This window comes from Anabaena sp. PCC 7108 (assembly GCF_000332135.1).
Classification (GTDB): domain Bacteria; phylum Cyanobacteriota; class Cyanobacteriia; order Cyanobacteriales; family Nostocaceae; genus Anabaena.
On record NZ_KB235896.1, the window covers coordinates 199,781 to 214,656 of the forward strand.

At 35.9% G+C, this 14,876-nt stretch carries 20 protein-coding genes; 11 read left to right on the top strand and 9 right to left on the bottom strand.

Translation table 11 applies throughout. The features are described 5' to 3' along the window. Nucleotides 1–275 precede the first annotated feature (275 nt). From ANA7108_RS0101620 to ANA7108_RS0101660, 9 genes are all read left to right on the top strand, one after another. Nucleotides 276–1,109, top strand: a complete 834-nt coding sequence (locus ANA7108_RS0101620; RefSeq protein ID WP_016949009.1) for a photosystem II manganese-stabilizing polypeptide — start codon at nucleotides 276–278, stop codon at nucleotides 1,107–1,109. A 754-nt stretch (nucleotides 1,110–1,863) separates the two neighbouring features. Then, a complete protein-coding gene (locus ANA7108_RS0101625) occupies nucleotides 1,864–2,640 on the top strand; it encodes an RNA polymerase sigma factor SigF (RefSeq protein WP_026103928.1) in 777 nt (258 codons plus the stop codon). A 117-nt stretch (nucleotides 2,641–2,757) separates the two neighbouring features. Then, the gene (locus tag ANA7108_RS0101630) at nucleotides 2,758–3,672 is read left to right on the top strand and encodes a hypothetical protein (RefSeq protein WP_237741472.1); all 915 of its coding nucleotides are present in this window, start codon (nucleotides 2,758–2,760) and stop codon (nucleotides 3,670–3,672) included. A 133-nt stretch (nucleotides 3,673–3,805) separates the two neighbouring features. Further along, the gene (locus tag ANA7108_RS0101635) at nucleotides 3,806–4,096 is read left to right on the top strand and encodes a hypothetical protein (RefSeq protein ID WP_016949012.1); all 291 of its coding nucleotides are present in this window, start codon (nucleotides 3,806–3,808) and stop codon (nucleotides 4,094–4,096) included. A 199-nt stretch (nucleotides 4,097–4,295) separates the two neighbouring features. After that, nucleotides 4,296–4,757 carry a hypothetical protein gene (locus ANA7108_RS0101640; protein WP_026103930.1) on the top strand — a complete coding sequence of 154 codons (462 nt, stop codon included), beginning with the start codon at nucleotides 4,296–4,298 and terminating at the stop codon, nucleotides 4,755–4,757. After that, nucleotides 4,754–5,014 (top strand): type II toxin-antitoxin system ParD family antitoxin, encoded by a 261-nt coding sequence (locus ANA7108_RS0101645; RefSeq protein WP_016949014.1) that lies wholly within the window; start codon nucleotides 4,754–4,756, stop codon nucleotides 5,012–5,014. The genes ANA7108_RS0101640 and ANA7108_RS0101645 overlap by 4 nt, the downstream gene beginning before the upstream one ends. A gap of 84 nt (nucleotides 5,015–5,098) precedes the next feature. Continuing rightward, entirely contained in the window at nucleotides 5,099–5,416 is a 318-nt protein-coding gene (locus ANA7108_RS0101650; RefSeq protein WP_016949015.1) for a hypothetical protein, read from the top strand. Beyond that, nucleotides 5,413–5,775, top strand: coding sequence for a hypothetical protein (locus tag ANA7108_RS0101655; protein ID WP_016949016.1), 363 nt, complete (start codon nucleotides 5,413–5,415; stop codon nucleotides 5,773–5,775). The genes ANA7108_RS0101650 and ANA7108_RS0101655 overlap by 4 nt, the downstream gene beginning before the upstream one ends. 93 nt (nucleotides 5,776–5,868) lie before the next feature. Then, nucleotides 5,869–6,135 carry a type II toxin-antitoxin system ParD family antitoxin gene (locus ANA7108_RS0101660; protein ID WP_016949017.1) on the top strand — a complete coding sequence of 89 codons (267 nt, stop codon included), beginning with the start codon at nucleotides 5,869–5,871 and terminating at the stop codon, nucleotides 6,133–6,135. A 40-nt stretch (nucleotides 6,136–6,175) separates the two neighbouring features. Here the strand turns inward: ANA7108_RS0101660 and ANA7108_RS0101665 are convergent, their stop codons facing one another. The 6 genes from ANA7108_RS0101665 to ANA7108_RS0101690 form a co-directional block, all read right to left on the bottom strand. After that, nucleotides 6,176–6,592: a putative toxin-antitoxin system toxin component, PIN family gene (locus ANA7108_RS0101665; RefSeq protein WP_016949018.1), complete on the bottom strand. Its 417-nt coding sequence runs from the start codon at nucleotides 6,590–6,592 to the stop codon at nucleotides 6,176–6,178. Then, nucleotides 6,582–6,803: a hypothetical protein gene (locus tag ANA7108_RS0101670; protein ID WP_016949019.1), complete on the bottom strand. Its 222-nt coding sequence runs from the start codon at nucleotides 6,801–6,803 to the stop codon at nucleotides 6,582–6,584. Before ANA7108_RS0101670 ends, ANA7108_RS0101665 begins: the two co-directional genes overlap by 11 nt. Before the next feature lie 54 nt (nucleotides 6,804–6,857). After that, nucleotides 6,858–7,190: a XisI protein gene (locus ANA7108_RS0101675; protein WP_016949020.1), complete on the bottom strand. Its 333-nt coding sequence runs from the start codon at nucleotides 7,188–7,190 to the stop codon at nucleotides 6,858–6,860. Beyond that, the gene (locus ANA7108_RS0101680; protein ID WP_016949021.1) at nucleotides 7,178–7,597 is read right to left on the bottom strand and encodes a XisH family protein; all 420 of its coding nucleotides are present in this window, start codon (nucleotides 7,595–7,597) and stop codon (nucleotides 7,178–7,180) included. Before ANA7108_RS0101680 ends, ANA7108_RS0101675 begins: the two co-directional genes overlap by 13 nt. Before the next feature lie 135 nt (nucleotides 7,598–7,732). Then, nucleotides 7,733–8,062 (bottom strand): XisI protein, encoded by a 330-nt coding sequence (locus ANA7108_RS0101685; protein WP_016949022.1) that lies wholly within the window; start codon nucleotides 8,060–8,062, stop codon nucleotides 7,733–7,735. Next, nucleotides 8,050–8,466 carry a XisH family protein gene (locus ANA7108_RS0101690; protein ID WP_016949023.1) on the bottom strand — a complete coding sequence of 139 codons (417 nt, stop codon included), beginning with the start codon at nucleotides 8,464–8,466 and terminating at the stop codon, nucleotides 8,050–8,052. The genes ANA7108_RS0101685 and ANA7108_RS0101690 overlap by 13 nt, the downstream gene beginning before the upstream one ends. A gap of 258 nt (nucleotides 8,467–8,724) precedes the next feature. Here ANA7108_RS0101690 and ANA7108_RS0101695 point away from each other — a divergent pair, with 258 nt between their 5' ends. Then, nucleotides 8,725–10,428 (top strand): RNA-directed DNA polymerase, encoded by a 1,704-nt coding sequence (locus ANA7108_RS0101695; protein ID WP_016949024.1) that lies wholly within the window; start codon nucleotides 8,725–8,727, stop codon nucleotides 10,426–10,428. A 118-nt stretch (nucleotides 10,429–10,546) separates the two neighbouring features. On the opposite strand, the gene ANA7108_RS0101700 is transcribed toward ANA7108_RS0101695, so the two are convergent. The 3 genes from ANA7108_RS0101700 to ahcY all read right to left on the bottom strand — a co-directional run bounded on the left by ANA7108_RS0101700 (nucleotide 10,547) and on the right by ahcY (nucleotide 12,679). After that, nucleotides 10,547–10,876 carry a XisI protein gene (locus ANA7108_RS0101700; RefSeq protein WP_016949025.1) on the bottom strand — a complete coding sequence of 110 codons (330 nt, stop codon included), beginning with the start codon at nucleotides 10,874–10,876 and terminating at the stop codon, nucleotides 10,547–10,549. Beyond that, nucleotides 10,864–11,280 (bottom strand): XisH family protein, encoded by a 417-nt coding sequence (locus ANA7108_RS0101705; protein WP_016949026.1) that lies wholly within the window; start codon nucleotides 11,278–11,280, stop codon nucleotides 10,864–10,866. The genes ANA7108_RS0101700 and ANA7108_RS0101705 overlap by 13 nt, the downstream gene beginning before the upstream one ends. 121 nt (nucleotides 11,281–11,401) lie before the next feature. Then, nucleotides 11,402–12,679: an adenosylhomocysteinase gene (gene ahcY / locus ANA7108_RS0101710; protein WP_016949027.1), complete on the bottom strand. Its 1,278-nt coding sequence runs from the start codon at nucleotides 12,677–12,679 to the stop codon at nucleotides 11,402–11,404. A gap of 356 nt (nucleotides 12,680–13,035) precedes the next feature. On the opposite strand from ahcY, the gene ANA7108_RS0101715 reads away from it, so the two are divergent. Next, a complete protein-coding gene (locus tag ANA7108_RS0101715) occupies nucleotides 13,036–14,679 on the top strand; it encodes a mechanosensitive ion channel family protein (RefSeq protein ID WP_026103931.1) in 1,644 nt (547 codons plus the stop codon). Nucleotides 14,680–14,876 lie beyond the last annotated feature (197 nt).

A 14,876-nucleotide genomic window follows, 5' to 3' on the forward strand; every position in this document is an offset into this window, starting at 1 on the left:
CTCTAAGGGAGCTAACTAGGATCAATAACTTCTTATTTCTAAATATAGTGCTTTGATTTTGAGCTAAAAAAAATCGTATGATCTGGCTGATTTCCCCATCTAAACAATGGAATGTGTGTAGCATCAGGAAATACATACATATTACTGCATAATTTGGGTAACACTGCTGTTGCTACAAGTATAAGCGAAACCTACTAAGCGCTCCTGAACTCCTGAACTCCTGTATTCTTTTTGTAGACAACTTTAGATATTAATTTTTGACATTGAGGTTGACCATGAGGTATCGCGCTTTAATTGTGGCTTTCTTGGCTTTATGTTTAGGGCTAATCACTGCTTGTAGTGATGCCCCTGCTTCGAGTGGCAAGGATCTACTCACCTATGAACAAATTCGAGGCACTGGTTTGGCTAACAAGTGTCCTCAACTGATAGAAACAAGTCGTGGTTCCATTGCACTTGATGCCAGCCAGTCCTATGCCATCAAAGAACTTTGCTTAGAACCAACAAATTTCTTTGTCAAAGAAGAACCCGCTAACAAACGCCAGAAGGCAGAATTTGTTCCTGGTAAATTATTAACTAGGTACACATCAACTATTGACCAAGTACAAGGCAACCTAAAAATCAATTCCGACAATAGCTTGACCTTTGTAGAAGCAGACGGTCTTGACTTCCAAGCCATCACTGTTAAACTTCCTGGTGGTGAACTAGTTCCTTTCTTGTTTACCATCAAAAACTTGGTTGCTCAAACACAACCTAATTCAACCAGCATCAATACCTCTACGGACTTTGAAGGCTCTTTTAAGGTTCCTTCCTATCGTGGTGCTGCTTTTCTAGATCCTAAGGGTCGTGGTGTGGTTTCTGGTTACGATAATGCTGTAGCTCTTCCCGCTCAAGCAGATGATGAAGAGTTAACCCGCACTAACGTCAAACGTGCAGAAATCCTGAGTGGCAAAATTTCTTTACGAGTAGCTAAAGTAGATAGTGCTAGTGGCGAAATAGCTGGTACTTTCGAGAGTGAACAGCCATCTGACACAGATTTGGGTGCTGGTGAGCCTAAAGAAGTTAAGATTCGCGGTTTATTCTACGGTCGCGTTGAAGGTAATGGAGTCTAAATCCTCTTATTGACACAAGAGAGCTATGGTGCGGGATATGGGTTTTTCCGGTATTGTCCGACCAACATAGATGTATTAGTTAATCCAGATGTCCTCTTTTTTCAGGAGGCATCTGGTTTTTTTTAGGAATCTGGGAACATCTATTTTATACCTATTTACTTTATGGGTAATACCAATAGGCAAATGCGATTATGAGAGGACACGGGGATGAAAAATTCATGTGTAGCTTTGATTAAGTGAATTGAGATTATCCTCAATCTTGTTTATATTCTCAGTAAATAAACGTAGATTACATTTTTTATTTCAAAATTAGATGAATTTAATCAAGTTAAATAAGCAATATCACCAATAAGAAACTTTTACAGACCTAAAACTATAAGGAATATTATTGCTAGATACTTATAAGTAAATCTCATATTGCGTTTGTTAAATTAAGTACGATCTCGGTTTGACATTGGAGCATTAATTGTATATTTTGATTCTAGGGTAATTGTTCCATCAACTACTGGACAGACTAACTTCAGTTGAATAAAAAAACACACATATCAATTTCTTCTCTCAAAATGACGATGGACTCTGAACCTACTGATGGAATGCTTTTTAGCAAAAAGTTCTTTCTGTCATAGGGTCTTGCCGATTCTGTAAGAGCAGCATTTATCTAGATATCGTGCAATATGTACCCTCTTTGCCGATGTCTGAAAAAGGTTTAAAAGCAATTACTCAATTCAATTATTTGTTTAATACCCAATGTGCCATGCATACTACAGCCACAAACGAACTAAAACATGAGATTTCGCAGCTATTGCGAGAGTATGAGCAAAATCCCTCAGAACGCCTTCGCAATCAACTAGTGAAACTAAATTTTGGATTAGTGAGAAAAGAAGCTCACTACTGGATCAATCAATGCCATGAAAGCTATGACGATTTGCTCCAGGTCGGTTGCTTAGGTTTAATCAGGGCTATTGAAAGATTTGAACTCTCTAAAGGACACGCCTTTAGTTCTTATGCAATGCCATATATTCGCGGGGAAATTCAACACTATCTGAGAGATAAGGGTGTGACTATGCGAATACCCCGACGATGGCTGGCACTACAACAGCAAGCAATTGGAGTTTCGCGCTCTTTGCGGGAAAAAAATAACCGTCAGCCAACTGATTCAGAATTAGCCGCAGCACTAGAAATCTCTCTGAGTGAATGGCAAGAGGTTAAATTAGCGTGGGTCAACCGCTCTCCTTTGAGTTTGGATGTACCAATCCAGGATGGGGAAGAAGGAGCTACATCCTTAGGTGAGTTGGTTCCAGATCCTCATTACCGCAGCTTTCAACTGGCCCAAGAAGACCAAATGCGTCTACAACAAGCCCTAGTGCAGCTAGAGAACCGTACCCGCGAGGTTTTAGAATGTGTATTTTTGCAAGATTTGACTCAGAAACAAGTCGCAGAGCATTTGGGGATTAGTGTGGTTACTGTGTCTCGTAGAGTCAAAAAAGGGCTGGATTTATTGAAAAATCTGATGGGTGCAGCAGAAGATTAATAATAAACCAGATCAAACTGTAGTTATGCTGGACTGACAGTGTTAAAAACAACGATAAAAGTGTAAAAATGTAGGCTATAAAGGAAACAGTCTTCGCCTCTAATAACAATTGAAGGCGTGCTAATTTCCATAAGTAAACCTTCCTATAGCTTTCGAGAACGGCTAATGGGTATAAAATCACAAATTACAGCTACAGCTATTTTCATGTTGGCGATCGCTGGATGTAGTTCAGGAGAAACTCCAGAAGCTACTAATACTTCTAGCCCTGTACCAACTCCCCAAGTAGCAGCCCAGAAACCACCAACAGATCCAACTTTTCCCAATCCTGTAGTACCTCCTAGTGCTACTAGCCCTGTTGGTTTAAGTAATGCTGGTATCATTCAATCAACTAACGGCGATTTGCAACCGGGTCTAATACCAAAAGGAAGACCTGATCCATTTGCCCAAATTGTTAAGCCGACATTTACACAAATGCCTGGTAATGGAGATACAAAACTAGAAGTTCCTAAAATACCTCGTCTACCAACTCAAGTTACTAATCCACAACAAACGCAAACATCGCAAAATAGAACTTCAGGAAAACAAACAAATGTAGCGGCGGTCAAAAATAGAAATACTAATCCCAAGACTGCTACTCTACCTAAGCTTAAACCTGGAATAACTTCACCTCTGCCTAAGGTTTTACCTCAAACTGTTGCTACCCAGCCCATAAAGCCTTTATTGCCACCGCAACCACAACCTGAAGCGGCAAAAGCAATTGTAGTCAGTGGTGTGGTTTTGATTGGTAGAGAACCCCAGGCAATTATCAAAGTACTGGACGAAAAAACCAGTCGCTATGTACAAGCAGGACAAATATTAGGTAATGGTGTTTTGATTAAACGGATTGAGATGAATAGAGGTTCTAATCCTACTGTAATTTTGGAACAATACGGTATTGAAGTAGCCAAAGCAGTGGGTGATAAACCTATGAACTCTCAGCCATCAAAGACTGCTTCTACTAGCAATCCTATTTCGATGGTCACACCGCTTTAAAATTTTGTTATGCTCTCAAACCTAATTGTGATTTAAATACGGCTATCAATCTGAAAAAAGCGGTCAGATTAATCGTTTATCTCTAGTTTGGGAGTGCCTTACAAAGAATTTAAAAAACAGAAAATAAAGTTTAATGACCGGAGATTTCCGGTTTTATATTAGTTTTATGGAGTTTATGGAGCAGATTAAAGAAAAAGTTGAATTCCCTAATTTACCTTTAGCTGTATATCGAGAGATAGCAGCTCATTTGCGTCAAGTAGAAGGAATAGAGGTGGATTTAATTTCCCAGACTTCTTCGCAGTTCGATTATAGTCAAAGTCAAGTTGATAGTTTGTGGATTTCTGGGACAACAAATGTTAATGAGGAAAGCCAACAGAGAATCAAACAAATTTTGGCTTACTATCAGAATCTGTATGGTGTTTAATTTTTTAAGCTTTTTGTGAAATTTAATTTCAGTTTCAACCCTAGTTTAGGGTTTTTTTGTGCCTAATAGAAGTTGTAAGTTGCTGGTGTTGAGGTTGGAGATATTTTTTCTCACGCAGAGGCGCTCTAGACGCAAAGGAAGAGCTAAAAAAAGACTTTTGCAATAGAAATCGACCTTGTTTCTAGAAAACGCGGGTATCATGTCAATGGCAATTTTTAGCAATGCTTACTCAGATGAGTTAGTGACAGCTACTGAGTTGAATAGTCAACCTGGACGAATTCTAGACAAAGCTTATGAACACCCAATTACTATTACTAGAAATGACCAATCTTTTGCGCTGTTGCGTCGTGAGGATGTGGCTTATTTAGTGAAAGGGGTAATACAAAGTAAGGCTGTTTTTGAGGTGTTATCGGTGGCATTTCGGTTGTTGTTAGGTCAAGAAATTGGTTATGAGCATCCTTATGGTTGGTTGCGGGTTTTTGATGCGGATGAATTGCAAGATTTTATTAAAGAGGTGAGTGAGGCTTTTCGCTTAACTGATATTTCTAATGAGGCTTGGGATTTGATTGATGCTATTATTTATGAATGGAAAGAAAGTTCTATAGCTATTATTAATCCTGAGTTAGCAGCAGCTTTTAATGATGATAAGGTGAAATCATGAATATCCAAATTAAACCGGAATTAGAGCAAATTATTCAAGCACAAATTGCAACGGGTAGATATACAAATCCTGAAGATGTGATTAGTAAGGCTTTGAAGTTGCTTTTGGAGTGGGATAAGGGTTATCAGAATTGGGTGGAAGAAACACGGGAAAAGGTTGATGTTGCTATTGAACAATTGGATAGAGGAGAAAGTATTGATGGGGATGTTGTGATTTCACAATTGCGGGCTAAGTTGGCATTTATCAAAAACAAATAATAAGTTATAATAAAAACAAATTACAGACTTTGATTAATTAGCACAATTTAAGTTAAACTAGTAGTTATATTTGAGGTTAAAAATATGACTCCCGTAACATCAAAACAACCAGCACGACGCGGAAGAATTTTTCCTGAATTGACTATCTCACCAGAAGAATTAGCTAGACGAAAAGCGGAAGATGAAGTATTTTATCAGCGTTGTCGTGCAATTTTTGATCGTGTCCGTTCTGAATATATTGAAAGTCACTATGGTTGGTATATTGGCATAGAACCAAATAGTGGTGAATACTTTCTTGCTCAAGATAATATCCAAGCTCATAAAAAAGTCCTTGAAAAATACCCAAATGCTAAGAATTATGTGTTTTGCTTAAATGAAACAGGAACGACTGGGAGAATATGATTCAGGGAAATTTTGGTGGTGAGGGGCAGCTATTTTTTGAGATTGATTTGATTACTGCTGATGGTTTACATTTGCCTGTAGATGCGATGTTAGATACAGGTTTTACCAAGTTTATGGCAATTAATACCCAAGATTTAGATGGACTTGATTGGGTTTTTCTTGGTAATGAACCTATGCAAACAGCACAAGGTGAATCAAGGTTTAATATCTATTTAGGTAAGGTAATATTAGATGGTAAGGAATATGAAATTCCTGTTTATGTAGGGGATAATATTACAGAAGTTTTATTAGGTTCTGAATGGTTGAAGTTTTTGCGTTTGGTTGTGGATTTTCCAGAAGGTATTTTAACTTTGGGATGAATATTTTTATTTCGCGCAAAGATACAAAGGAGCAAAGACGCAAAGAAAGAGAAGTGTTATAAAATATATATAGGTCAAATACCAGGATAAATTATGACTATTCAAATTAAACCGGAATTAGAGCAAATTATTCAAGCGCAAATTGCAACGGGTAGATATACAAATCCTGAAGATGTAATTAGTAAGGCTTTGAAGTTGCTTTTGGAGTGGGATAAGGGTTATCAGAATTGGGTGGAGGAAACACGGGAAAAGGTTGATGTTGCTATTGAACAATTGGATAGAGGTGAAGGTATTGATGGAGATGTTGTGATTTCACAATTGCGGGATAAGTTGCGTCAAGCGAGAGAAATACAAGGATGAAAATACATATTAAAAACAATTTGAATAATATAAGTATAATTTAATCAAGGTTTAAAAAGTCTCTCGGTGTAATAATCTGGTTTTGATATTCGGCTAGAGTTTTAAGTGATAAAAGGTCTTGATCTCCTGTGATCAAAAATTCGGCGTTGGCATCTTTTGCAAGTTCTAAAAATTTGTTATCATCTGAATCTCTACAGATATCTATTTGAGTTTTTATTTCTATAAATTGGCTATTTTTTTTGACTACTTCTAAAAAATCTTGTCGTTCTTCATCGGAGATATATTTATTGAATTTAGGTTTATAAATTAGTGTTTTTAATTCTTGATAAGTTTCCTCGCTTTGAGCTATTTTGAATTGTTTATAGGCTTTATCTAGGGCTTTACGGACTGTTCCATCTGGACTGAGTGCAGCACTAAGTAAAACATTGGTGTCAATGACAATTAGTTTATGATTCATCAGCTAATAATTCTTCTAAAATTTCTTCTGTAAGTCCTTTTGCTTGAGCATTTCTACCGATTCTATCAAAAACAGTCATTAAATCTTCTTCTTGATTTTTTGGTGAGTTGATCTTTATTTGTTGGATAATTTCTTCTTGTTCTTGTGCGGGAAGTTGTAACACAAGATTAAGAATTTGCTCGAAGGTTAGAGGATAGGTTTTTTGTGTCATGGTAGTTTATTAAGTATCAATAGCTGAAAATCCTGTAATTTTTGATTCAGAAATCTAAACCGATGCAAACCCAGTAAACTGTCTCACATAAGGTGATCTAAAAGCTAAAACAATATCTGTTTTCGGTACTCCTAACTCTACTAATTGATGAGGAATTCCTTCTTCCGTAAAATCTCTTTCAATCCAAATTTTACCATCTTTAATACTAATATGAATGGGACAACCATAAATTCTATTTTCATCCTTCCATCCTGTATATAACAATAAATAAATATCCCGTTCTGTATCAAACACAATTTCTGTGTGTTCTAAATCTTCCTCTGCTTGGTCTTTTGCGTATTTAGAGATAATATCTTTTACTATCTCTTGATAATTTAAGGTTTCCATAACACTATTTCCTCCTTATTAATGTCAAAAACTAATAATTTAATCTCATAAGTTTGTAAAACAGTTTGAATGAAACTATCAGTAAAAAACTCTTGATATATGTCTTGAGATATAGCTAAATATAATATTCTTTCGGGGTCTTGCTGTCCTAATGCTATCCTATAATTTAAAAATTGACCAATAGCTGTATGAAATTCAGAAATTGCTGAAAGTCCTAGAAAACTTTTTACTTCTACGGCTATCTTGTGATTATCTTTCTCAGCGTCAATTAACTTTTCTGCATCTAAATCTATCCTAATTTTAACTAATGCTGTTAGGCGCAAATATAAAGGATCATCAGTAATTTGCCAATTCTCCTTTTCTAAGGCTATTTTAACTGTATTGTGAAATATATCTTTTGCTGACATAAAAAATTTAAAGTGATATTTTATCTTAGATAATACCTTATTTTTTAAGTAATAAAGATGTTGGGTTATGCCTACGGCACGCTACGCGAACGTTCCATTGCTCCGCAACGCTAACGCGAACAACCCAACCTACAACTAACCCACTGCAAAACCAGTAAATTCCCTCACAACAGGAGATTTAAAACCTAAAACTATATCGGTTTTTGGTACTCCTAATTCTACCAGTTCACTAGCTACACCTTCTTCAGTTAAATCTCGCTGAATCCAGATTTTTCCATCTCTAATATCTACATGAATAACTGTACCATAAGCCCTTTCGTTATTCTGCCATCCTACATGAACTACTAAATAACTATTTCTTTCACAATCAAAAATTAACTCCTTTTCTGTTCCTTCTGATCTATGATTTTCGGTATGTCTTGCTAACACGGTTTTTACTAATTCAGGATAATTCATTCCTTCCATAAAACAATCTCCTGTTTAATAATTTCAAAAATCAATAATTTTAATTTATGTTCAGCAATTATTTCTTGAATAAACGGAATTAGAAAAAACTCTTTGTATATGTCATTACCAATTGCTAGATATAAGATACGGTTGGGTTCTTTTTTTCTTAAAACAGTACGATAATTAAGTGTTTGTCCTAAAGCTGTATGAAATTCAGTAACCTCAGATTGTCCTAAAAAAGATTTTACCTCAACTGCTATTTTTTGACCTTCTTTTTCTGCTCCTAATAGTCTTTCTGCTCCTAAATCAATTCTAAAGTCAAGACCATCTACTGTAAATGATAAAGGATCATTAGTAATTAACCAACCATCTTTTTCTAAAGCTAACCTGACTGCATTATGAAAAAAATCTTTTGCTGACATAGGGATAAATTTATACTACAATATATAGTATATTAATTTGGGTATTTACAAAAAGCCCTGGCGATTAGAAATCGCGGCTATACAAACGAAGTCCACCTGCGTGGACTAAAAACAAGATTTTTGAACCCGCAAAGGCGGGTTTTGTCTGTGTAGACGCGAATTATATTGGGTAGAGTAAATTGAGTCTTATTATTGACATTGTAATACTTCATGCTAAATTGTACTGAAGACTTAAAACAGATATTTTACCCAAGTACAATGACGGAAAATAATTCTCCCCTTATTCAGACCAAAGATTTTATTAGCAGTGGTTTTTTTCCTAAAGAGTTAGTCCCAGCATTTACAACAGAAGGACTTGCAAATAATCTTGATAAAGTGAACGATATTGTTCAAGCCACTTTACCAAAACATTTTAGTCAGTGTTCTTATTATTCATTCCCAAAAAGTAAATATTCTCGTCGTAATTTAGCAATTCCTAATCCTCTGCATCAAATCATCTTATGTAATACATTATCTGATAATTGGGCAACTCTGAGACAAAAGATCGAAACTTCTCCTTTATATAAACCATTACTTTTTTGCTATGACAGAAGTAATCAATCCTTATCAGAAACTGAACCCTATCCAGGTATGGAATCTTCTCCTATTCCTGATTTAAGTATTAAACGGGCTGTATCTGCCAATTATAAAGATTTGTTAGATTGGCGAGTTATTCATTCATCAGGTTATTCTTATTGTCTTCATACTGATATTTCAAGATTTTATTCTACTATTTATACTCATAGTATTCCGTGGGCGATTCATGGGAAATATATCTCCAAAAAAAATAAAAATAAGGAAGATGGAGAATGTGCAATAGGCAATAAAATTGATCGTTGTGTTCGTAATACGCAAGAGCAACAAACTAAAGGTATTCCTATCGGAACTGATTCATCATTAGTTATAGCTGAAATTATTGGTTCTGCTATAGATAAAAAACTTAACGAACTATTAGGTTCTACTTTATCTGGATTTCGTTATATGGATGATTATTATTTATATTTTAACTCTCTTTCAGAGGCAGAACTGGCACTCTCTCAACTACATAAAATATTTCACGATTTTGAATTAGAAACTAACTCAGAGAAAACATTTATTGTTGAACTTCCTGAATCTATTGAGCCGATTTGGGTTTCAGAAATGAGAAGACATCCTATTGATAATCAAAACAAAACAGAACAGCGCAATGATCTTATAACTTATTTTAGTAAATTATTTGAATATTCCAAAATATTTACAGATGATTTTGTAATTAAATATGGTCTTCGTAGAATTAGTAAAACTAAAATAAAATCCGAGAATTGGGAAATTTATGAAGCGTTTATACTGCAATCAATCTTATTCGCACCTAACGCCTTAGTTATCGCTACGGAAATACTATGGGCATATTCTAAATTAGAATATAACTTAAACAAAGAAAGAATATCTTTAACTATTAATTCGCTAATTTTACGTCATAGTATTTTGAATCATAGTCATGAAGTCTCATGGGCATTGTGGCTAAGTAAGACGCTGAATATACCAATTGAAGAAAACACATTTAAGGCAATTTGTGAATTAGAGGATTCTGTTGTTGCACTTGTCGCTTTAGATTTATATCAAAATCATAATACTCTTATTAGAGGTACATTTGAATTTGAGAAATGGAAAAGTATAGTCACACCCGACGATTATAATAATAATTTATATTCTAAAAATTGGCTTTTATGTTATGAAGCTAGTATAAAAGGATTTTTTTCTAATGTTAGCCAAAGCGAATATATGAACAATAATAATCAATTCTTTTCTACATTAAAAAATAACAATATAACTTTCTACAACCATGACAATCAAGTTCAAGATTTATTAGAATATATAGATAATGATGAAGCAGATGATGAAGCAGATGATGATACAAGTAGCAATAGTTGGATGTCATACTAAGTAATTTATATTCCTGTATAACTATCCTTTTACTCTTCTCTTCTTTCTTCGTGTTCTTCCTGCCTTTGTGGTTCGTTAAATAAATTCACAAGAAAAACTAATAAAAAACAGAAAAAATCTAAACCGATGCAAAACCAGTAAATTGTCTCACATAAGGTGATCTAAAACCTAAAACAATATCTGTTTTTGGTACTCCTAACTCTACCAACTCATTAGCTACTCCTTCCTCTGTAAAATCACACTGTATCCAGATTTTTCCATCCTTAATATCAACATGAATCACCGAACCATAAGTTCGTTTTTCACCTTCCCAACCTAGATGAATTACTAAATAGTGATTTTTTTGATTATCAAGTATTAATTGTATTTCCGTTCCCTTAGCTAAATGACTTTCTGTATGTCTTGCTAATACTGTTTGTACTAATTCAGGGTAATTTATTCCTTCCATAAAACAATCTGCTCCTTCCTAGTTTCAAATATCAATAATTTTAATTTATATTCAGCAATTATTTCTTGAATCACAGGTATCAGAAAAAAAGCTGTATAGATTTCATAACTAATTGCTAAATATAAAATACGATCAGGTGCTTCTCTTCCTAAAATATAACGGTAATTAAGTGTTTGTCCTAAAGCTGTATGAAATTCACTAATCGCTGATTTTCCCAAAAAAGATTTTATTTCAACTGCTATTTTTTCTCCTTCTTTTTCTGCTGCTAGAAGTCTTTCCGCTCCTAAATCAAGACGAAATTCTATAGTATCTACTATAAATCTTAAAGGATCGTCAGTAATTAACCAACCATCTTTTTCTAAAGCTAACCTAACTGCATTGTGAAAAAAATCTTTTGCTGACATACAAACTTACAATAACACCCTCAATCCCATTCTATCCTCTCTCCGTGCCTCTGCGCCTCTGAGTGAGAAAAAAAAGGGATAAGCAAAACGCCTATCCCCAAAAAATCAACTAATTAATGACTTACGTTCCAGACTGCCAAGAATTGGTATAGTCAATTTGCGCTGCTGTCAAACTATCAATGAAAATGCCCATAGCTTGCAACTTCAAACGAGCAATTTCTTCATCCACATCTCTAGGAATAGAGTGCAAACCAGCAGCTAAACTACCCTTATTCTTCACCAGGTATTCAACAGCCAAAGCTTGGTTAGCAAAACTCATATCCATAACTGCGCTGGGGTGTCCTTCAGCCGCAGCCAAATTAATCAAACGTCCTTGTCCGAGTACGACAACGGATTTACCATTTGTCAACTTATACTCTTCAGTGAAAGGACGAACATCCTTGATTTCCTTAGCATTAGCGGCTAAGTATTTCAAATCAAGTTCCAAATCAAAGTGACCAGAGTTACAAACAATTGCCCCGTCTTTCATCACATCGAAGTGTTCACCGCGAACGACGTGCTTGTTACCTGTGACAGTAATGAAGATATCACCGTAAGGTGCTGCTTCCGCCATTGGGAGGACGCGGAAACCATCCATAACGGCTTCAATAGCCTTGATGTGGTCAATTTCGGTAACGATGACGTTTGCACCCATCCCACGGGCGCGGAGGGCTGTACCCTTACCACACCAGCCATAACCGACAACTACAACAGTTTTACCAGCTAACAAAATATTTGTAGCGCGGATAATCCCATCTAAGGTAGATTGACCAGTACCATAGCGGTTATCAAAGAAGTGCTTGGTGTCTGCGTCGTTAACGTTCATCGCTGGGAAGGTGAGAACGCCTTCTTTAAACATGGCGCGTAACCGCACGATACCTGTGGTGGTTTCTTCGGTGCTACCAATTAAATCTGCAATTTGGTGTTGACGGTGTTGAACTAATTCTGCTACCACGTCGCTACCGTCATCAACAATGATGTTGGGGCGATGATCTAAGGCGATTTGGACGTGACGGCTATAGGTAGCGGCATCTTCGCCTTTTTGTGCAAATACGGAAATTTCATGATCAGCTACAAGACTTGCAGCTACGTCATCTTGAGTTGATAAGGGGTTACTAGCAATTAAAACTGCATCAGCACCACCGGCTTTGAGAGCGATCGCTAAATGTGCTGTTTCTGTGGTAACGTGGGCGCAAGCTACAAGGCGCAATCCAGCAAATGGCTTTTCTTTCTCAAAGCGATCGCGGATTTGCTTCAATACGGGCATTTCTCGTCCAGCCCATTCAATGCGTTGTCTTCCCAAGGGAGCAAGGGCGAGGTCTTTAACCTCGTGCTTTAATCTGGGAGTTGTTGCGGTCATGAAAAATTATCCTCTAAAAAACAAAAAAGGGTTAAAAACCTTTACGTACTTTAACAATATTTTCTCACAAGTGCCAATTTTTAGCTGTAATTGCCGTCTCAGAGAGGATATGACCGATAAAAAGCGAGCATTTACCAATCACTATTTTTATGCACCTTGTCTTTTTTTCCTAATATCTGTTATTAGTATTATGAGCAAATAGGCTACTCATGACTATCAACATATTTTATCTATCTTTAGATAGAAATAACGGTCATTTAAGGCAGATTTGACCAAAGTATAGATAATATAGACCCTGTGTTGATAATTACTCTATAGAGTAGCCAAAAATAGATTTTCTTGAAGGAGGCTTTTGAGTGCGTTTTAAATTTTTGGCCATCGCAGTTTCAATGGCTGTTACCGTTGTTTCTGTACCAAAAGCTACAGCCCAGATTCCTCTTTTTCCTTATTTGCCAACTCCTAGCAGTGCGAGTAATAATTCTGAAAACCAAACTGCTTCGGAATGGATTTATTTAGATGGCCGTCCATTATTTCGGATAACTGGATCAAAAAACGATATTTCCCAACGGGTACAAAATATCCAACTTAATTTACAGGAAATTAGCCAAGATTACTTTCAATCATCTACACAAAAGCTGAAGGTGCAGATTCGCACAGTCAACGCTTTACCAGTAATTTATGTCAATGATAAATATCTCATGACTATTAATTCACTGGATGCTAAATTACGTGATGTAGATGCTTTAAATTTGGCTAATCAAATTGTCGGAGATTTGCAGAAAGAGCTAGAAAAATCCAAGGAAGAACGCCAAACTTCATCTTTAATCAGCCAAAGTAAAATTGCTGGTGGTATTTCTTTGGCAATGATTTTGTCAAGTTTACTAATATATCGTTATCAACGTCGTTCTCAAAAAGATGATTTAGAGCCAATTCCCCCAATTGACCAAATAGAACAACCAATTACAACCCAACTAAATCAACAGCAACATCAGCATTTAGTAGAAGTCAAAAAAAGACTATTTCAATTAACACAAACAGGTATTTGGGGAAGTGGAAGTTTCATTATTTTGGGTTTATTTCCCTACACAAGAGCATTACAATTAGGGATTCTTACAGCTGCCCAAATTCCTTTAAAAGTTGGTGTTGTAGTTTTAGGGACTTACGTAACTATTCGTTTTAGTTATGCCCTAATTGACAAATTTACCACGACATTAATTAGTGGTGGTGTTTTATTAAATTCAGAAACTTCTGAACGGATGCAACTGCGAGTTTCCACATTTTCAGGAGTGACAAAAAGTATTACTACCTTGATTTGGATCGGAGTTGGTATTTTACTCGCGTTGGTTGCATTAGGTATAGATATAGTTCCCTTATTAGCGGGTGCTGGTTTAATAGGTGTAGCTGTATCTCTCGCTTCTCAAAACTTAATCAAAGATGCAATTAACGGCTTTTTAATTATTCTCGAAGACCAATATGCCCTTGGTGATGTAATTAATGTCGGAGATGTGGGAGGATTAGTAGAAAATTTAAATCTGCGGATGACTCAAGTTCGGGATGCAGAAGGACGTTTGATTACAATTCCTAACAGTGAAGTGAAAATTGTTGCTAATCTTTCTAGTCGCTGGTCACGAGCTGATTTAACTATTCCAGTTTCTTACCAAACTAACATTGATGAGGCTTTAAAGTTAATCACAAATGTGGCTTTAGAAATGAATCAAGAACCTTTCTGGAAGCGGCAAATTGTGGAAAAACCAAGTATTTTGGGAATTGATAATTTTAGCGATCGCGGTTTGATTATCCGTGTATGGATTAAAACTCAGCCTCTTAAACAATGGGATGTAGCGCGAGAATACCGTCGTCGTTTAAAAATTGCTTTAGATAAAGCCGGGGTTTCAATTTCCGTTCCGCAACAAGAAATTTGGGTCAATAATACTCAGTTGTTTAACTCTCAGAATAATGGTAAGTCTGAATTACCCTCAATTACAGCACCGGAAATCTAAAGACTGCAAAGTTGTTTTAATCACCTAACTATTTTTCTCTCCAGGAAAGAGTATTGTAGAGGCGTTATATAAAGCGTCTCTACATGATTATGTTTGCATATAAAAATTACTTTTAATTCCGATCTTGGCAAACTAGTATATTCGTACTATACTATAAAAATAGTCTTCAAACCTGGAAAGACTTATGGAAGATGGAT